The sequence below is a fragment of the Pseudomonas sp. TE12234 genome, assembly GCF_054061835.1.
This window is the reverse complement of the sequence record NZ_JBSSEP010000010.1, coordinates 1-16810: the sequence shown is the minus strand read 5'-3', so window position 1 is coordinate 16810 and position 16810 is coordinate 1. Positions and strand designations below refer to the sequence as shown.

Sequence of the window (16810 nt, the reverse complement as noted above, 5' to 3'; positions counted from 1 at the left end):
CAAAACAACTGTAGGAGCTGGCTTGCCAGCGAAGAGACCCGAGAGCCTTGCAGCGATCAATCGGCCGCCTTAGTTGGCAAGCCAAATCCTACAAAAAGCCCCTGCGGCAAAATGGATCCGGGATTAACCGGCGCCAGGCAGGTACAATGCCCACCCCTTTTTTCTTGCGGCCCTGTCATGACTGACCCGATTCGACTCTCCAAACGCCTCATCGAACTCGTCGGCTGCTCCCGTCGGGAGGCTGAGCTGTTCATCGAGGGCGGCTGGGTGACCGTCGACGGCGAAGTCATCGATGAACCGCAGTTCAAGGTCGGCGACCAGAAAGTCGAGCTCGACAAGGACGCCAAGGCTACCGCGCCGGAGCCGGTGACCATCCTGCTCAATGTGCCCGCCGGCATGGACGCGGACACTGCCATGGCGACCATCAGCGCCGAAACCCTGAGCGAAGAACACCGCTACGGCAAACGCCCGCTCAAGGGTCACTTCCTGCGCCTGACCGCCAGCACCGACCTGCAGGCCAATGCGAGCGGCTTGCTGGTGTTCACCCAGGACTGGAAGATCCTGCGCAAACTCACCGCTGACGCGAGCAAGATCGAGCAGGAATACGTGGTCGAAGTCGAGGGCGACATGGTTGAGCACGGCCTCAATCGCTTGCAGCACGGCCTGACCTACAAGGGCAAGGAGCTGCCGCCTGTGAAGGCCAGCTGGCAAAACGAAAACCGCCTGCGGTTTGCCATGAAGAACCCGCAACCGGGCGTGATCGCCCTGTTCTGCCAGGCCGTCGGCCTGAAGGTCGTAGGCATCCGCCGCATCCGCATCGGCGGCGTGTCCATCGGCAAAGTGCCCTTGGGGCAATGGCGCTACCTGACCGGCAAAGAGAAGTTCTAAGACGCTCGCGCCGCCACACATTTCGGCGTCGCTGTTTTCTGCGACGCCCATAGCTGAATTATCAGGATTGCTCACATGATTCATAACGACGTACTGCGCAGCGTGCGCTACATGCTCGACATCAGCGACAAGAAAGTCATCGAGATCATCAAGCTTGGTGGCATGGACGTACCCTTGGCCGATCTGGTGAGCTACCTCGACAAAAAAGAGGAAGACGAAGAAGGCTTCGTACGCTGCCCCGATGAAGTCATGGCGCATTTCCTCGACGGCCTGGTGATCTTCAAGCGCGGCAAGGACGAAAGCCGTCCTCCGCAGCCGATCGAAGTGCCGGTGACCAACAACATCATCCTGAAAAAGCTGCGCGTGGCCTTCGAACTGAAAGAAGACGACATGCACGCGATCCTCAAGGCCGCCGAGTTCCCGGTGTCCAAACCCGAGTTGAGCGCCCTGTTCCGCAAGTTCGGCCACACCAACTATCGCCCGTGCGGCGACCAGTTGCTGCGCAACTTCCTCAAGGGCCTGACCCTGCGCGTACGCCCGCAGTAACTGCTCCGCCTGGAGCTGGCTTGCCAGCGAAGCCTTCAATAACGCCGCGTCGATCCAGTCGATACGCGTTATCGTTAGTGACCTTCGCTGGCAAACCAGCTCAGAGCCGAATGGCCCTCCATTCCGCTTGAAAATAGTGGCTCCGCTTCCAGCGGCTGACGACTAGGGTGTTAAGACCCTCAGCTCTCAGGACTCGCCATGCACCCCTACTTTTCCCTGCAAGGCCGCACCGCTCTGGTGACCGGCGGCACTCGTGGTATCGGCAAAATGATCGCCAAGGCGTACGTCGAGGCGGGCGCGACCGTGTACGTCTGTGCTCGCGAGGTCGAAGCCTGCCGGCAAACGGCTGATGAACTCGGCGCACTTGGACGCTGCCACGCAGTCGCCGCCAACCTGGCCACGGAAGAAGGCGTGCAGCAATTGGCCGCCCGCCTGAGCGAGCAGATCAGCCACCTCGATATCCTGGTGAACAACGCAGGCACCACCTGGGGTGCGCCATTGGAGAGTTACCCGGTCAAAGGCTGGGAAAAGGTCATGCAGCTCAATGTGACGTCAGTGTTCAACTGCATCCAGCAATTCCTGCCACTGCTGCGCAAGGCCGGCTCACCGGCGAATCCGGCACGGATCATCAACATTGGCTCAGTGGCGGGGATTTCCTCCTTCGGCGAACAGGCTTATGCCTATGGACCGAGCAAGGCGGCCCTGCATCAACTGTCGCGCATTCTGGCGCGGGAACTGGTGAGCCAGCACATCAACGTCAATGTGATCGCGCCGGGACGTTTTCCGAGCAAGATGACCCAGCACATCGGCAACGATGAGCAGGCATTGGCCGAAGATACGGCGTTGATTCCAATGAAGCGCTGGGGTCGGGAGGAAGAGATGGCGGCCCTGGCGATCAGTCTGGCAAGTACGGCGGGGGCCTACATGACCGGGAATATCATTCCGCTGGATGGCGGCTTCAGTCTCTGAAATGAGCGGTGCGGCCATCGCGGGCAAGCCTGCTCCCACAGGTTGTCTGTCGTATCCGAACCCTGCGACTGACACAAAACCTTGTGGGAGCGGGCAAGCCCGCGATGGCGAGTTGACAGTCACCACCGATACAAAGGTTGATCGGGTTATCATGCCTGCCCGCTCCCCGCCTCGATTTCAAACCATGACCTACAGCGTTTCTCCCATCGGCTTCGTGCGCTCCTGCTTCAAGGAGAAGTTCGCCATCCCGCGCCAACCCCAACTGGCCCCGGCCGCACGCGGCGTGCTGGAACTGGTGGCGCCATTCGATCAGGGCGACGCGGTGCAGGGTCTGGAGCAGGTCAGTCACGTCTGGCTGTTGTTCCTGTTTCATCAAGCCCTGGAAGACAAGCCACGGCTGAAGGTCCGCCCCCCGCGCCTCGGCGGCAACAAATCCATGGGGGTGTTTGCCACTCGCGCTACACACCGGCCCAATGGCATTGGCCAGTCCGTGGTCAAGCTGGACAAGGTCGAAGCCAATCGCTTGTGGATATCCGGCATCGACCTGTTGGACGGCACGCCGATTCTCGACATCAAGCCCTACGTGCCTTACGCCGATATCATCGACAGCGCCACCAATACCATCGCCAGCGCCGCCCCCCGGTTGATTGCCGTGCAGTGGACGGACACCGCGCTGCAACAGGCTCATGGGCATGCTCAGCGCCTTCAGGAGCCACTGATCGAGCTGATCGAGCAATGCCTGGCGCAAGATCCTCGCCCGGCTTACCAGTCGCCTGTACCGGAACGGGAGTACGGCGCGCAGTTCTGGGACCTGGATGTGCGTTGGCATTACCCGACACCGGAGCTGATCCGTGTGCTCGAAGTCATTCCTGCAAAGGGCTGAATGGCGGAAACGAAAAAGCCCGCATGACCTGACCAGGTCATGCGGGCTTTTCAGATGCGCTGCAAAACTACTGTAGGAGCAAGCCCGCTCGCGAAAAACCTGAGGACGCCTCGGGGCATCATGCTTCCCGCGTTAACGTTGACCTCCATCACGAGCTGGCTCGCTCCTACGGGTGACCTACGGTCACTTCTCGACGAACGCACGCTCGATCAGGTAATCACCCGGCTCACGCATCCGTGGCGATACTTTCAGGCCAAAGCTGTTCAGTACTTCGCTGGTCTCGTCGAGCATGCTCGGGCTGCCGCACAGCATGGCGCGGTCGTCCTGCGGGTTGATCGGTGGCAGACCGATGTCGCTGAACAGCTTGCCACTGCGCATCAGGTCGGTCAGGCGGCCTTCGTTCTCGAACGGCTCACGGGTCACGGTCGGGTAGTAGATCAGCTTGTCACGCAGCGCTTCGCCGAAGAACTCGTTCTGCGGCAGGTGCTCGGTGATGAACTCGCGGTAGGCGACTTCGTTGACGTAGCGTACGCCGTGGCACAGGATCACTTTTTCGAAGCGCTCGTAGGTTTCCGGATCCTGGATGACGCTCATGAACGGCGCCAGGCCGGTGCCGGTGCTGAGCAGGTACAAATGTTTGCCAGGCTTCAAGTCATCCAGTACCAGCGTGCCGGTAGGCTTCTTGCTGATGATGATCTCGTCGCCTTCCTTCAGGTGTTGCAACTGCGAAGTCAGCGGACCATCAGGTACCTTGATGCTGAAGAACTCGAGATGCTCTTCCCAGTTCGGGCTGGCAATCGAGTAAGCGCGCATAAGCGGGCGGCCATTGGGCTGTTGCAGGCCGATCATCACGAACTGACCGTTCTCGAAGCGCAGGCCCGGATCACGGGTGCACTTGAAGCTGAACAGAGTGTCATTCCAGTGATGAACACTGAGGACACGCTCGTGGTTCATGTTGCTCATGTACGGGGACTCCTGGAGATTTGTCTGCGCGCCCTGCGAAAAATAGCTGGCTTCGCACAATTGCATCGCATTCTAAAGGCAGCGACAATATCTGTTAAATGGATTATTAAGATAAGGGTTATCGGTTATATCGATATGCGATTTACTCTCCGTCAACTGCAAGTATTTGTCGCCGTCGCCCAGCAGGAAAGCGTGTCCCGTGCCGCGGGCCTGCTTAACCTCTCGCAATCGGCGGCGAGTACCTCGATCACCGAGCTGGAACGCCAGTCGAGCTGCCAATTGTTCGACCGCGCTGGCAAACGGCTAAGCCTCAACGCCCTTGGTAAACAGCTGCTGCCGCAAGCAGTGGCCATGCTCGACCAGGCCAAGGAAATCGAAGACCTGCTCAATGGCAAGTCCGGTTTCGGCTCATTGGCGGTAGGCGCAACCCTGACCATTGGCAATTACCTGGCAACCCTGCTGATCGGCGGCTTCATGCAACGCCACCCGGAAAGCCAAGTGAAGCTGCATGTGCAGAACACTGCCAACATCGTGCATCAAGTAGCCCACTATGAAATTGATCTGGGTCTGATCGAAGGCGATTGCAGCCATCCGGACATCGAAGTGCAAAGCTGGGTCGAAGATGAACTGGTGGTGTTCTGCGCGCCCCAGCATGCATTGGCCAAACGCGGCACGGCGACCATGGATGAGTTGAGCCACGAAGCCTGGATTTTGCGCGAGCAGGGTTCGGGCACGCGACTGACCTTCGATCAGGCCATGCGCCATCACCGAAGCGCGCTGAACATACGCCTGGAGCTGGAGCACACCGAAGCGATCAAACGCGCCGTGGAGTCCGGACTGGGGATCGGTTGTATCTCGCGGCTGGCGCTACGGGATGCGTTCCGGCGCGGCAGCCTCGTACCGGTGGAGACACCGGATCTGGACCTGGCGCGACAGTTTTATTTCATCTGGCACAAACAGAAGTATCAGACATCGGCAATGCGTGAGTTCCTCGATCTGTGCCGCGCCTTCACCGCCGGGGTTCAGCGCAGCGACGAGATCGTACTGCCGACGATTGCTTAAAGCAGAATCACTGCCCACACCAGCGCGATCATGCTCAATGCCACGAGTTGCGCGGCACTGCCCATGTCCTTGGCGTTTTTCGACAATGGGTGCAATTCAAGGGAAATACGGTCGATGGCCGCTTCCACCGCCGAATTGAGCAACTCGACAATCAAGGCCAGCAGACAGACTGCAATCAACAGCGCCCGCTCGACACGGCTTACGCTCAGGAAAAAAGACAGCGGAATCAGGACGACGTTGAGCAGTACCAGTTGCCGAAAAGCCGCTTCGCCGGTGAAGGCTGCGCGTAGACCGTCCAGAGAATAACCAGAGGCGTTGAGGATGCGTTTCAGGCCGGTCTGGCCTTTGAAAGGTGACATAGGGTATGCAACTGACCAAAAAAGAAGTGGGAAAGCTAGATTAGCCACAGTCAAAAAAGCGTGAAGACGCCTTTCCTTAATGGCTCGGAATTGACTCAAGTTGTTGCAGAAGCAGCGCGGCCTGGGTTCGGGTCCGGACATTCAGTTTACGGAAAATCGCGGTTACGTGAGCTTTGATCGTCGCCTCGGAAACACTCAGCTCGTAAGCGATCTGCTTGTTCAGCAGCCCTTCACAGACCATGGTCAACACGCGAAACTGCTGCGGCGTCAGGCTCGCAAGGCCCTCACTGGCCGCCTTTGCCTCATCGGAAACACTGACGGCCTCGAACGCTTGCGGTGGCCAGTAAACATCGCCATCCAGGACCACTCGCACGGCTTTCTGGATCACGCTCAGGTCACTGGACTTGGGGATGAAGCCACTGGCGCCAAATTCACGGGACTTGACCATGATCGTGGCTTCTTCCTGAGCCGAGACCATGACCACCGGAATTTGCGGATACTGACCGCGCAACAATACAAGCCCGGAAAAACCGTAAGCACCCGGCATGTTCAGATCCAGCAACACCAGATCCCAATCAGCCTTTTCTGTCAGACGGGTTTCCAGCTCGGCAATGCTCGCCACTTCGACAAGACGGACATCCGGGCCAAGACCCAGCGTCAACGCTTGATGCAAGGCCGAACGAAAAAGCGGGTGGTCATCGGCAATCAGGATTTCGTATGTGGCCATTTTCAAATGATCCTGTTCTTCAAACACTCAAGGTGCAGCCACGGAGCCGCACCAGCAGGGCACGTTCAACGCCAATCACGTGGCTCTCACGTTAAAGAAACGGCGTATGAATCCTTGGCCGCGCCCCAATCGGCGCCAAGCATGCCCAGCGTAGCCGGGGTGGTCAAGGTGCATGGCCCGGACAGTTCTTTGCAGTATGGGCGACAATCAGTTCATTGAGGCGGCACTACCCTGCACGAACGGCATCAACTCGGCGTGCGCCGGTGTTTCAACGTTCATCTCAAGCTGACGCTTGGCATCAAGGTAATGCTGGCTGAACACGTCGAAATAAGCGTCCAGTGCCGATGCAGCCTGCACATCGCCTGCAAGATCGAGGCACAACGCCGCGACTTCCGCGGTGCACAGGTGTTCGCTCCGGGTAGAGCGGCGCAATTGATAGCGGGAGAGTTTTTCCGGCAGCAGGCTGAGGATCGGCAATGCGTCGAAGTAGGGACTTTTGCGAAAAATCTTGCGTGCTTCGGTCCAGGTCGCGTCGAGCAATATGAACAGCGGCCGCTTGGTGCTATCAAGCGTCACGCTGTGGGTTACCCGCTCAGGCGCGACGTATTCGCCCGGGAACACCAGGTAAGGCTGCCATTGCGGGTCGGACAGCAATGCCAAAAGCTCTGGGTCGACCTCGGTGCGCGACCAGATGAACGCGTGATTGTCACGAACCACATCGGCAATCAACCAGCCGGTATTGCTCGGCTTGAACACTTCCTTGTTCGTCATGATCAGGCACACACCCGAGCGGGTTTCCACCAGCGGACGCCACGCGCACAAGCAATGGCTCTCGATCACACGACAGGCACGGCAACGGGTCGCCCGCCAGCCACGGGCCTGAATCGGCTTGATGCCTTCTTCTTCGCGCTGATCGCGCAAGCGGGCTACGGCGTTAGGAGCATGGCTCATCGCGTGCAACGCCGAAAAAATGGGGAAATCGACACGTACAATTCTCGGCAAGGCAATAAAAGTCGGCAGTTTAACAGAGCGATGAGCGCAATCCTGTACCGTCCCGACCACCTCCCCTATAATTCACCGCCACTGAACGCACAGTCACGTGACTGGTCGAAGCACTCAGTCACTGAATCAGGAGAGTTTCATGCTGCGCCTTATCGTTCCCACCGCTGCCATTTTGCTGGCGGCGTCCTTCAATGCCCAGGCTGCGTCCCTGAGTGAACAGAATCTGAACAAAGAGCTGCAGAACGTCGCCACCCAAAGCAGTGTTGGCACTCCACGGGCGATCAATGAAGACATTCTCGATCAGGGCTATACCGTCGAGGGAACGACGCTGATTAACCATCTGAGCGTACAAAGCAGCCACGCCAACAAGATGCGCGCCGATCCAAAAGCCGTGTATTTCCAACTCGGTGCCGCGGTATGCAACAACCCGTCGTACCGCAAGCTGATGGCCAAAGGTGCAACCATGCGTTACGACTTCACCGAAGTGAAGACCAATCGCGCGGTCGGCTCTGCCAGCTACCAGGAATCGGATTGCCCGAAAGCCCCTCAGAAGAAAAAGTAATCAGTGAGACTTGGCGCGCCGCTGTTCATCTTCGGCGCGCAATTCCGCCACCAACGCCTGCAAGTAACGTGAACGCCGCTCCGCGTCCATAAGACGCCGGCAGCACTCCTCCTCAAGACTTAGATGATTGGTCTCGGCTGATGACTTCAGCAATCGATACAGTTGCGTATCGATCTCTATTTCCAGAATGACTCTGGCCATGGCTCCCGCCTCCTTGCTCCTCGCTCTTTTGAGCGACAAATCCTTAAACCGCTCGTACCGTGCGCCTACCCTTGACGCCAAGTTGTCGTGATACACCTGTAGGTTAGTTAATCAGAATGCTGCTCCTTGGGCGTACCTTCAGACGAGTGGTGAAACCACCTCGCAAATCGTCAATAAGCGGTTGCCAGGAAAGACTTTGCGGCGCAATGATCAAGGCAGCGAAAATTTCCGCGAGGGTCTAAATTTCAACGTATCCACAATCACTTTTTCAGGGCAGGAAAGGGGCCGCCCGTAACGTGTTGCGTTGTGCGAACGTTTCTTCAATCCAAGGAAAAACAGAACCTCTATGGATGACCCGCCAATCATTCGGGTTATGTGGATCGCCCAGGCATGGGCTTGGGCAGACAACGACACAAGAGGTGTCGTGGTGGCGACGAACGAATTCGTCGCTACCGAAGGTTCTGTGCAGAAGGAGAAGTTGAATGCCTTACCAACCGAATGACCTCTTGAGCCGTCATTTTGAACAAAGCGGCCACGACCTCATCAACAAGGTCGAAGAACAACTCAACCTGGTCTCACCCAACAGCCCGAATATTCCGATTTACCGCGACATGATCCTGACCGTGCTGCGCATGGCCCAGGAAGACCACAACCGCTGGAATGCCAAAATCACCCTTCAAACCCTGCGCGAACTGGAGCAGGCCTTCCGCGTACTGGAGCAGTTCAAAGGACGGCGTAAAGTCACTGTTTTCGGCTCGGCCCGTACGCCTATAGAGCATCCGCTGTACGGAATGGCCCGTGAACTCGGCGCCGCACTGGCCCGCTCAGATCTGATGGTTATCACCGGTGCCGGTGGCGGTATCATGGCCGCAGCCCATGAAGGGGCTGGCCTGACACACAGCCTGGGCTTCAACATCACTCTGCCCTTCGAACAACACGCCAACCCGACCGTCAACGGCACCACCAACCTGCTGCCCTTCCACTTCTTCTTCACGCGCAAACTGTTCTTCGTCAAGGAAGCCGACGCGCTGGTGCTATGCCCAGGTGGCTTTGGCACGCTGGATGAAGCACTGGAAGTACTGACGCTGATCCAGACCGGAAAAACGCCATTGGTGCCGGTCGTGCTGCTGGACGCTCCCGGCGGCAAATTCTGGCAGGTCGCGTTAGACTTCATTCACCAGCAATTGGTGGAAAACCGCTACATCCTGCCCACTGATATGAAACTGGTGAAACTGGTCTACTGCGTCGATGAAGCGGTAGAGCACATCAACCAGTTCTACAGCAACTTCCACTCCAGCCGCTGGCTCAAGCATCAATTCCTGATTCGCATGAATCACACACTCAGTGACCGGGCACTCGAACACATGCAAGTGGCGTTCGCCGATCTTTGCCTGAGCGATCATTTCCATCAACACGTCTACAGCAGCGAGGAACATGACGAAGCCGAGTTCAGTCATCTGGCAAGACTGGCATTCAACTTCAATGCCCGTGATCATGGCCGGCTGCGAGAACTGGTGGATTACATCAATCTGCCGGAAAACTGGGCGCAGTCCCAACCTCAGGTGCAACAGCACACTCGTGAAACGTCAAAGGTTATCTGAGGCATAAAAAAACGGCCCGCTATGCAATAGCGAGCCGTTTCAGTCAATCATCCATCCCTCGGCCACTGAACAAGCGGCTGATCATTTCCATGGAGTACCCCCGATACGCCAGGAACCTGCCTTGTTTGGCACGCTCTCGGGTGTCGATTGGCAAATGCCCGGAAAACTTGCGCCGCCAGGTGTCTTCCAGATGTACCTGCCAGTCGATTCCGCTCTCGCGCAACGCAAGGTCGATATCGCTGCGCTGCAGGCCACGCTGGCTCAACTCTTCGCGAATGCGCATGGGACCGTAACCGGAGCGAGCTCGGTAGGAAACGAAGCTTTCGAGATAACGGGATTCAGATAACAGCCCCTCTTCCGTCAATCGGTCGAGTGCTGTTTCGATCATTTCAGGGAGAGCGCCGCGCTGACGCAGCTTGCGCGTCAGCTCTACTCGACCATGCTCGCGACGTGCGAGCAGGTCCATTGCGGTTCGCCGCACCGCGACGAGGGTATCGAGTACGGCGGTCATCGGTTCTATCAGATATCAGCGTCAGCCAGGTCATCTTCAGTCTCTTTGACTGGCGAAGCCTTGACGTCCGGCGCTGGGGTCAGCAGTTTGTCGCGAAGTTGTTTCTCAAGGGCCGCAGCAACTTCCGGGTTATCCGCCAGGAACTTGGCCGAGTTGGCTTTACCCTGACCGATCTTGGTGCCGTTGTAGGCATACCATGCACCGGATTTTTCAACGAAACCGTGCAAAACACCCAGGTCGATCATCTCGCCATTGAGGTAGATGCCCTTGCCGTAAAGAATCTGGAACTCGGCCTGCCGGAACGGCGAAGCCACCTTGTTCTTCACAACCTTGACGCGGGTCTCGCTACCAACGACTTCGTCACCTTCTTTCACTGCGCCAGTACGGCGGATATCCAGACGAACCGAAGCATAGAATTTCAGTGCGTTACCACCCGTGGTAGTTTCCGGGCTGCCGAACATCACGCCGATTTTCATACGGATCTGGTTGATGAAGATCACCAGGCAGTTGGCGTTCTTGATGTTACCAGTGATCTTACGCAGCGCCTGGGACATCAGACGGGCTTGCAAGCCCACGTGCATGTCACCCATTTCGCCTTCGATTTCTGCTTTTGGCACCAGCGCCGCCACGGAGTCGACGATGATCACGTCAACGGCATTGGAACGCACCAGCATGTCGGTGATTTCCAGTGCTTGCTCGCCGGTGTCCGGCTGGGAAACCAGCAGGTCGTCGACGTTGACGCCCAGCTTGCCGGCATATTCAGGATCGAGGGCGTGTTCAGCATCGACGAATGCGCACGTCGCGCCAGCTTTTTGAGCCTGGGCGATCACGGACAAGGTCAGTGTGGTTTTACCGGAAGATTCAGGACCGTAGATTTCAACAATACGGCCTTTTGGCAGACCGCCAATGCCCAGTGCGATATCCAGACCCAAAGAGCCGGTGGAGATGGATGGGATCGCCTGACGGTCCTGATCGCCCATACGCATTACGGCACCCTTGCCGAATTGACGTTCGATCTGACCCAGGGCCGCAGCCAAGGCTTTCTTCTTGTTGTCGTCCATTAAAGTCCTCACGTAATCAATAAGGCCTGACGGCCAACACCTGTATAAGTAGACAGTATTATTCCACAGCGTTCGAGGATCGCCTACCCCTGATTTGAGATTTCTCCGGCGGCATGTCGCAGCAGCCCCTCTAGCGCGGCCTTCACCGTTTGTCGGCGAACTTCATCGCGGTTGCCCGGGAAGTGTTGCAATTCACTGAACACTTGCTCGCCCACGCCCCAGGCCAGCCATACGGTGCCCACTGGTTTGCCTGGCGAGCCGCCGTCCGGCCCGGCGATGCCGCTGACCGCCACGGCAAAACGCGCATGGCTTTTTTCCTGTGCGCCACGGACCATGGCTTCGACGACCTCGCGACTGACCGCCCCCACTGTTGAAAACAACTCGGCAGGGACATTCAACTGCTGGGTCTTCTGGCGGTTGGAGTAAGTAACGTAACCCGCCTCGAACCATGCCGAACTGCCCGGGATCCGGGTTATCGCTTCGGAAATTCCGCCGCCCGTACAGGACTCTGCTGCGGTGACATGGGCGTTGAGAACCTGCAAGCGTCTGCCGAGTTCGGCGGCCAGTTGTGTGATTTCTTTCACAGTCATCTCCTGATCGGGCGGAATGAGACCTACCGTACACGAGCGAACCATGCTTGCAAGTTACGGAGTCGATCGAAATGTTAGCGAGCACGCGCTCTGAGATAGGTACGACTCATGACCGACCCGCGCAAGAAACGCAGTCACGCGTTTGGGTGTATCGACGGGATTCATTGTTGGTCCGGACGGGAATCTCGGGGCGGCATTTCACAAATGCCAATCCGCCTGGCCGCCCAACGCTCATAAAGACCGATCGCCACGTCCGCACCAGCCATCGCGGTGAGGCACCCGAAGGCGCCTGCGACCCAGATCGACAGGCCGGCGGCATACAACAGCATGATCGCCGAGACCCCGCCGACCATACAGGCCCCGGAGCGCAGGACCAGCCGTCGCAGCAGCGTCCAGCCACGAGCGCCATCCTTGTCGGCGCGCCACATTTCACCTGACAGCCCACCCACTAAGGCAAGCACGATGACCAGCCAGATTGGCATGTCCAACAACGCTTGTTGCTCAATTGTCATGTCACGCCTCCTGGGGTAATTGATGGGCGATGTGCAAGTGCACTTAACCATTACGCAGCCTTACTTTAGATACGCAGAGAACTTCGGTTAGATCTGCTTTATAGAACGCCTTGACAGCAAATTTATGCATCAATGCATATTCAGTCAATGGCGAAATGCATTTGCTCATACATTAAAAATGCACCAGCGCACAAAAAGCGCCCATAAACAGGGATGCCGGGCCTTTTGGCAGGCGAAAAAAAAACCCGCCTGATGACGGGTTCATCTGACAGTGACAAGATTATCGGGCGTACATGCCCCACCAGAAGACATGACCGAGGATGACGATTTGCTCCTCCTGGATTTCCTGGAAGGTGTAGTCCTCGTCCGGGTGCTCTTCGCGATTGAAGCTGCGCAGGCGAATTCCGGTAGGCAGGCGATAAAGCTGTTTCACCCGCAGTTGACCGTTGTGGTTGATGGCATAGAGGTCGCCATCGACGATGTCGCCAATCCCGCACTTGCCGGCATTGACCCCGACCGTGGCGCCGTCGCGCAGCACAGGCAGCATGCTATTGCCACGCACGGTCACGCATTTGGCCTGGTCGAATTGCACACCGTTATGGCGCAAGCTGCGCTTGCCGAAGCGCAGACTAGAGCGCTCACTCTCTTCGATGACGAATCTTCCCGATCCCGCAGCCAATTCAACTTCTCGAAGAAAGGGGACCGACACCTCGTCGTCATCGACAGGGGTATCGTCGTCCCACAGACTGATGTCCTTGAGTTCAGGATGCAATTCATCGCGTCTCCCATGGTAGGCCGACGCGACATCTGCGCGACCGCGCAACTGATCGGTGCTCACGGCGAAGTACTCGGCGATCTTCGAGATGTGTTTATCCGACGGGTCGACGATCTTCCCGCTGAGGATCCGCGAGAGGGTGGATTGAGGCACGCCAGTGCGACGGTAAAGCTCCGTGGGGGAGATCCCGTGCTGGTCGAGCAGTGCTCTTAAGACGGTAGAAACGTTGCGTTTTTGCATACCACACATAGTGCTTGTTCTGTTCCCGGAAGACAAATGCATAATTGCATAAATCAGTAGAAGCAAGCCGCGAGGCGTTCATGCCTGCGTCCGGCGGACCGCCCATGTTAATCTTGCGCCCATTGCGGAAAAGCCCGGCGATTGCCCCGCTTTTGCCCCACACCTTTCAATGAGTTTTCCGATTCCCGATGAATAAAGCCCTTTCCGACCTGTCCTCCCACACGCCGATGATGCAGCAGTACTGGCGCCTGAAGAACCAGCACCCTGATCAGTTGATGTTCTACCGCATGGGCGACTTCTACGAGATCTTCTATGAAGACGCGAAGAAGGCCGCCAAGCTGCTGGACATCACCCTGACCGCCCGCGGGCAGTCGGCCGGGCAAGCGATTCCGATGTGCGGGATTCCTTACCACGCCGTCGAAGGTTATTTGGCGAAATTGGTGAAGCTTGGCGAGTCGGTGGTGATCTGTGAACAGGTTGGCGACCCGGCGACCAGCAAAGGGCCGGTGGATCGCCAGGTTGTACGGATCATCACGCCGGGGACAGTGAGCGACGAAGCGCTGCTGGATGAGCGTCGAGACAACCTGATCGCCGCGGTACTGGGTGACGAACGTCTGTTCGGTCTGGCGGTGCTGGACATCACCAGCGGCAACTTCAGTGTGCTGGAAATCAAAGGTTGGGAAAACCTGCTGGCGGAACTGGAGCGGGTCAACCCGGTGGAGCTTTTGATACCGGATGACTGGCCGAAAGACCTTCCGGCGGAAAAACGTCGTGGGGTGCGTCGCCGTGCGCCGTGGGATTTCGAGCGTGATTCGGCGCTGAAAAGTCTTTGCCAGCAATTCGCTACCCAGGATCTGAAAGGCTTCGGTTGCGAAAACCTGACCCTGGCCATCGGCGCCGCCGGTTGCCTGCTGGCTTACGCGAAAGAAACCCAGCGCACCGCACTCCCACACCTGCGCAGCTTGCGTCATGAACGCCTGGACGACACCGTCGTACTCGACGGCGCAAGCCGGCGCAACCTGGAGTTGGACACCAACCTGGCCGGCGGTCGTGACAACACTCTGCAATCGGTGGTCGACCGTTGCCAGACGGCCATGGGCAGCCGCCTTCTGACCCGTTGGCTGAACCGCCCGCTACGCGACCTCACGGTATTGCTGGCCCGCCAGACGTCGATCACCTGCCTGCTCGACGGCTATCGTTTCGAGAAGCTGCAACCGCAGCTCAAGGAAATCGGCGACATCGAGCGAATTCTCGCGCGAATCGGCCTGCGCAACGCTCGCCCGCGTGACCTTGCGCGATTGCGCGACGCCCTCGGTGCACTGCCGCAATTGCAAGTGGCGATGACTGAGCTTGAAGCCCCGCACATTATCCAACTGGCCAAGACCACCAGTACCTACCCGGAATTGGCGGCATTGCTGGAAAAAGCCATCATCGACAATCCGCCAGCAGTGATTCGCGATGGCGGTGTATTGAAGACCGGTTACGACAGTGAGCTCGATGAACTGCAATCACTCAGCGAGAACGCCGGGCAGTTCCTGATTGACCTCGAAGCACGAGAAAAGGCCCGCACCGGCCTCTCGCACCTGAAAGTTGGCTACAACCGCATTCACGGTTACTTCATCGAACTGCCAAGCAAGCAGGCCGAATCAGCACCGGCTGACTACATCCGCCGCCAGACGCTCAAAGGCGCCGAACGCTTCATTACACCGGAACTGAAAGCCTTCGAAGACAAGGCGCTTTCGGCCAAGAGCCGTGCCCTGGCGCGGGAAAAAATGCTCTACGAAGCGCTGCTCGAAGACCTGATTACACAGTTGCCACCGCTGCAGGATACCGCTTCGGCGCTAGCCGAGCTGGACGTGTTGAGCAACCTGGCCGAGCGCGCATTGAACCTCGACCTGAACTGCCCGCGCTTCGTCAGCGAGCCGTGCATGCGCATCACCCAGGGGCGCCATCCCGTGGTTGAGCAAGTCCTGACCACCCCGTTTGTCGCCAACGACCTGAGCCTGGACGATAGCACTCGGATGCTGGTGATTACCGGTCCGAACATGGGCGGTAAATCCACCTATATGCGACAAACCGCGCTGATCGTGCTGCTGGCACACATCGGCAGCTTCGTGCCGGCGGCCAGTTGTGAGCTGTCCCTGGTCGACCGCATATTCACCCGGATCGGCTCCAGTGACGATCTGGCGGGCGGACGTTCGACTTTCATGGTCGAAATGAGCGAAACCGCCAACATCCTGCACAACGCCACCGAGCGCAGCCTGGTGCTGATGGATGAAGTCGGGCGTGGCACCAGTACTTTCGATGGTCTCTCCCTGGCGTGGGCGGCAGCGGAGCGCCTGGCGCACCTGCGGGCCTATACCCTGTTCGCCACCCACTACTTTGAACTGACGGTCCTGCCGGAAGCCCAGCCGTTGGTGGCCAACGTGCACCTCAATGCCACCGAGCACAATGAACGTATCGTTTTCCTGCACCACGTCTTGCCGGGGCCTGCCAGCCAAAGCTATGGCCTGGCGGTTGCGCAACTGGCCGGCGTGCCGAATGAAGTGATCTTGCGTGCCCGAGAGCATTTGAGCCGCCTGGAAGATACCGCTCTGCCGCATGAGGCGCCCAAGCCCGCCAAAGGCAAGCCGGCCACGCCGCAACAAAGCGATATGTTCGCCAGCCTGCCCCATCCGGTACTGGATGAACTGGCAAAACTCGATCTGGATGACATGACGCCGCGTCGCGCGCTCGAAATGCTCTATACACTAAAGACACGGATCTAACGCATAAGCTTGCAAGCTGTTAGAATCTCGCGCGGTTTGGGATGCTGCAGGCTATAGCCTGGCCTGCAGACTATCGCTCTCGAACCTGGCGACCCCAACGTGAAGGGGCTCCGCTGCCGCCGCCTGAGGAGAAAATTAGAAATGACCTTCGTCGTCACCGACAACTGCATCAAGTGCAAGTACACCGACTGCGTAGAAGTGTGTCCGGTGGACTGCTTTTACGAAGGCCCGAATTTCCTGGTGATTCACCCGGATGAGTGCATCGACTGCGCACTGTGCGAACCCGAATGCCCTGCCGTGGCCATCTTCTCCGAAGATGAAGTCCCGGAAGAGATGCAGGAATTCATTCAGCTCAACGTTGAGCTGGCTGAAATCTGGCCTAACATCACCGAGAAGAAAGAATCGTTGCCCGATGCCGAAGAGTGGGATGGCGTCAAAGGCAAGATCAAAGATCTCGAACGCTGATTACCCCCGCGTTTACGAAAAGGCCCCTTGCAGACTGTGTGAAAACCTAGCAATCTGCGCAGCGCTCAAAGAAAATGCTCCGTATCGAAAGATACGGAGCATTTTTCGTTATGGCCTACATCCAG

General features: G+C 57.9%; 19 protein-coding genes. 9 read left to right on the top strand and 10 right to left on the bottom strand.

Going from position 1 to position 16810, the window contains the following annotated elements; all coding sequences use genetic code 11:
• Window positions 1-177 precede the first annotated feature (177 nt).
• From ACVWYU_RS16685 to tsaA, 4 genes are all read left to right on the top strand, one after another.
• The gene (locus ACVWYU_RS16685; protein WP_090317041.1) at window positions 178-888 is read left to right on the top strand and encodes an rRNA pseudouridine synthase; all 711 of its coding nucleotides are present in this window, start codon (window positions 178-180) and stop codon (window positions 886-888) included.
• Window positions 889-963: 75 nt separating this feature from the next.
• On the top strand, window positions 964-1434 hold the full coding sequence (locus ACVWYU_RS16680; protein WP_090317038.1) for a YehS family protein: 471 nt from the start codon (window positions 964-966) through the stop codon (window positions 1432-1434).
• Between the two features lie 198 nt (window positions 1435-1632).
• Window positions 1633-2403: an SDR family oxidoreductase gene (locus ACVWYU_RS16675; RefSeq protein WP_457373197.1), complete on the top strand. Its 771-nt coding sequence runs from the start codon at window positions 1633-1635 to the stop codon at window positions 2401-2403.
• Window positions 2404-2587: 184 nt separating this feature from the next.
• Window positions 2588-3286 (top strand): tRNA (N6-threonylcarbamoyladenosine(37)-N6)-methyltransferase TrmO, encoded by a 699-nt coding sequence (gene tsaA, locus ACVWYU_RS16670; RefSeq protein WP_248916824.1) that lies wholly within the window; start codon window positions 2588-2590, stop codon window positions 3284-3286.
• A gap of 183 nt (window positions 3287-3469) precedes the next feature.
• Here the strand turns inward: tsaA and fpr are convergent, their stop codons facing one another.
• The gene (gene fpr, locus ACVWYU_RS16665) at window positions 3470-4249 is read right to left on the bottom strand and encodes a ferredoxin-NADP reductase (protein ID WP_003443014.1); all 780 of its coding nucleotides are present in this window, start codon (window positions 4247-4249) and stop codon (window positions 3470-3472) included.
• Window positions 4250-4384: 135 nt separating this feature from the next.
• On the opposite strand from fpr, the gene ACVWYU_RS16660 reads away from it, so the two are divergent.
• Window positions 4385-5311, top strand: a complete 927-nt coding sequence (locus tag ACVWYU_RS16660; RefSeq protein ID WP_090317029.1) for a LysR family transcriptional regulator — start codon at window positions 4385-4387, stop codon at window positions 5309-5311.
• Here ACVWYU_RS16660 and ACVWYU_RS16655 read toward each other — a convergent pair.
• From ACVWYU_RS16655 to ACVWYU_RS16645, 3 genes are all read right to left on the bottom strand, one after another.
• Window positions 5308-5670 carry a diacylglycerol kinase gene (locus ACVWYU_RS16655; RefSeq protein ID WP_457373196.1) on the bottom strand — a complete coding sequence of 121 codons (363 nt, stop codon included), beginning with the start codon at window positions 5668-5670 and terminating at the stop codon, window positions 5308-5310. The two genes, ACVWYU_RS16660 and ACVWYU_RS16655, sit on opposite strands and share 4 nt — an antisense overlap.
• A 76-nt stretch (window positions 5671-5746) precedes the next feature.
• Window positions 5747-6397: a response regulator transcription factor ErdR gene (gene erdR / locus ACVWYU_RS16650; protein WP_457373195.1), complete on the bottom strand. Its 651-nt coding sequence runs from the start codon at window positions 6395-6397 to the stop codon at window positions 5747-5749.
• A gap of 207 nt (window positions 6398-6604) precedes the next feature.
• Window positions 6605-7348, bottom strand: a complete 744-nt coding sequence (locus tag ACVWYU_RS16645) for a tRNA-uridine aminocarboxypropyltransferase (protein ID WP_247254864.1) — start codon at window positions 7346-7348, stop codon at window positions 6605-6607.
• Window positions 7349-7538: 190 nt separating this feature from the next.
• Between ACVWYU_RS16645 and ACVWYU_RS16640 the strand changes: the two genes are divergently transcribed.
• Window positions 7539-7961: a PA3611 family quorum-sensing-regulated virulence factor gene (locus tag ACVWYU_RS16640; RefSeq protein WP_247254865.1), complete on the top strand. Its 423-nt coding sequence runs from the start codon at window positions 7539-7541 to the stop codon at window positions 7959-7961.
• Here the strand turns inward: ACVWYU_RS16640 and ACVWYU_RS16635 are convergent, their stop codons facing one another.
• Window positions 7962-8162, bottom strand: coding sequence for a hypothetical protein (locus ACVWYU_RS16635; protein WP_390959072.1), 201 nt, complete (start codon window positions 8160-8162; stop codon window positions 7962-7964).
• A 482-nt stretch (window positions 8163-8644) separates the two neighbouring features.
• Between ACVWYU_RS16635 and ACVWYU_RS16630 the strand changes: the two genes are divergently transcribed.
• Entirely contained in the window at window positions 8645-9763 is a 1119-nt protein-coding gene (locus ACVWYU_RS16630; RefSeq protein ID WP_390959070.1) for an LOG family protein, read from the top strand.
• 43 nt (window positions 9764-9806) lie between these two features.
• Here the strand turns inward: ACVWYU_RS16630 and recX are convergent, their stop codons facing one another.
• The 5 genes from recX to ACVWYU_RS16605 all read right to left on the bottom strand — a co-directional run bounded on the left by recX (window position 9807) and on the right by ACVWYU_RS16605 (window position 13452).
• A complete protein-coding gene (recX, locus tag ACVWYU_RS16625; RefSeq protein WP_390959068.1) occupies window positions 9807-10274 on the bottom strand; it encodes a recombination regulator RecX in 468 nt (155 codons plus the stop codon).
• Window positions 10275-10282: 8 nt separating this feature from the next.
• Window positions 10283-11335, bottom strand: coding sequence for a recombinase RecA (gene recA / locus ACVWYU_RS16620; RefSeq protein ID WP_090317008.1), 1053 nt, complete (start codon window positions 11333-11335; stop codon window positions 10283-10285).
• An 83-nt stretch (window positions 11336-11418) separates the two neighbouring features.
• Entirely contained in the window at window positions 11419-11919 is a 501-nt protein-coding gene (locus tag ACVWYU_RS16615) for a CinA family protein (protein ID WP_090318348.1), read from the bottom strand.
• 167 nt (window positions 11920-12086) lie between these two features.
• Window positions 12087-12437 carry a phage holin family protein gene (locus ACVWYU_RS16610; protein WP_390959066.1) on the bottom strand — a complete coding sequence of 117 codons (351 nt, stop codon included), beginning with the start codon at window positions 12435-12437 and terminating at the stop codon, window positions 12087-12089.
• Window positions 12438-12717: 280 nt separating this feature from the next.
• Window positions 12718-13452, bottom strand: coding sequence for a LexA family transcriptional regulator (locus ACVWYU_RS16605; RefSeq protein WP_248916828.1), 735 nt, complete (start codon window positions 13450-13452; stop codon window positions 12718-12720).
• A gap of 188 nt (window positions 13453-13640) precedes the next feature.
• Here ACVWYU_RS16605 and mutS point away from each other — a divergent pair, with 188 nt between their 5' ends.
• Entirely contained in the window at window positions 13641-16220 is a 2580-nt protein-coding gene (gene mutS, locus ACVWYU_RS16600; protein ID WP_457373194.1) for a DNA mismatch repair protein MutS, read from the top strand.
• A 141-nt stretch (window positions 16221-16361) separates the two neighbouring features.
• Complete coding sequence (gene fdxA / locus ACVWYU_RS16595; protein ID WP_007908827.1) at window positions 16362-16685, top strand: ferredoxin FdxA; 324 nt, start codon at window positions 16362-16364, stop codon at window positions 16683-16685.
• Window positions 16686-16810 lie beyond the last annotated feature (125 nt).

What these genes read in the sequence shown, in the direction of transcription:
- ACVWYU_RS16685 (WP_090317041.1), top strand. Translation starts at nt 178, where the DNA reads ATGACTGACCCGATTCGACTCTCCAAACGCCTCATCGAACTCGTCGGC.
- ACVWYU_RS16680 (WP_090317038.1), top strand. Translation starts at nt 964, where the DNA reads ATGATTCATAACGACGTACTGCGCAGCGTGCGCTACATGCTCGACATC.
- ACVWYU_RS16675 (WP_457373197.1), top strand. Translation starts at nt 1,633, where the DNA reads ATGCACCCCTACTTTTCCCTGCAAGGCCGCACCGCTCTGGTGACCGGC.
- tsaA (WP_248916824.1), top strand. Translation starts at nt 2,588, where the DNA reads ATGACCTACAGCGTTTCTCCCATCGGCTTCGTGCGCTCCTGCTTCAAG.
- fpr (WP_003443014.1), bottom strand. Translation starts at nt 4,249, where the DNA reads ATGAGCAACATGAACCACGAGCGTGTCCTCAGTGTTCATCACTGGAAT.
- ACVWYU_RS16660 (WP_090317029.1), top strand. Translation starts at nt 4,385, where the DNA reads ATGCGATTTACTCTCCGTCAACTGCAAGTATTTGTCGCCGTCGCCCAG.
- ACVWYU_RS16655 (WP_457373196.1), bottom strand. Translation starts at nt 5,670, where the DNA reads ATGTCACCTTTCAAAGGCCAGACCGGCCTGAAACGCATCCTCAACGCC.
- erdR (WP_457373195.1), bottom strand. Translation starts at nt 6,397, where the DNA reads ATGGCCACATACGAAATCCTGATTGCCGATGACCACCCGCTTTTTCGT.
- ACVWYU_RS16645 (WP_247254864.1), bottom strand. Translation starts at nt 7,348, where the DNA reads ATGAGCCATGCTCCTAACGCCGTAGCCCGCTTGCGCGATCAGCGCGAA.
- ACVWYU_RS16640 (WP_247254865.1), top strand. Translation starts at nt 7,539, where the DNA reads ATGCTGCGCCTTATCGTTCCCACCGCTGCCATTTTGCTGGCGGCGTCC.
- ACVWYU_RS16635 (WP_390959072.1), bottom strand. Translation starts at nt 8,162, where the DNA reads ATGGCCAGAGTCATTCTGGAAATAGAGATCGATACGCAACTGTATCGA.
- ACVWYU_RS16630 (WP_390959070.1), top strand. Translation starts at nt 8,645, where the DNA reads ATGCCTTACCAACCGAATGACCTCTTGAGCCGTCATTTTGAACAAAGC.
- recX (WP_390959068.1), bottom strand. Translation starts at nt 10,274, where the DNA reads ATGACCGCCGTACTCGATACCCTCGTCGCGGTGCGGCGAACCGCAATG.
- recA (WP_090317008.1), bottom strand. Translation starts at nt 11,335, where the DNA reads ATGGACGACAACAAGAAGAAAGCCTTGGCTGCGGCCCTGGGTCAGATC.
- ACVWYU_RS16610 (WP_390959066.1), bottom strand. Translation starts at nt 12,437, where the DNA reads ATGACAATTGAGCAACAAGCGTTGTTGGACATGCCAATCTGGCTGGTC.
- ACVWYU_RS16605 (WP_248916828.1), bottom strand. Translation starts at nt 13,452, where the DNA reads ATGCAAAAACGCAACGTTTCTACCGTCTTAAGAGCACTGCTCGACCAG.
- mutS (WP_457373194.1), top strand. Translation starts at nt 13,641, where the DNA reads ATGAATAAAGCCCTTTCCGACCTGTCCTCCCACACGCCGATGATGCAG.
- fdxA (WP_007908827.1), top strand. Translation starts at nt 16,362, where the DNA reads ATGACCTTCGTCGTCACCGACAACTGCATCAAGTGCAAGTACACCGAC.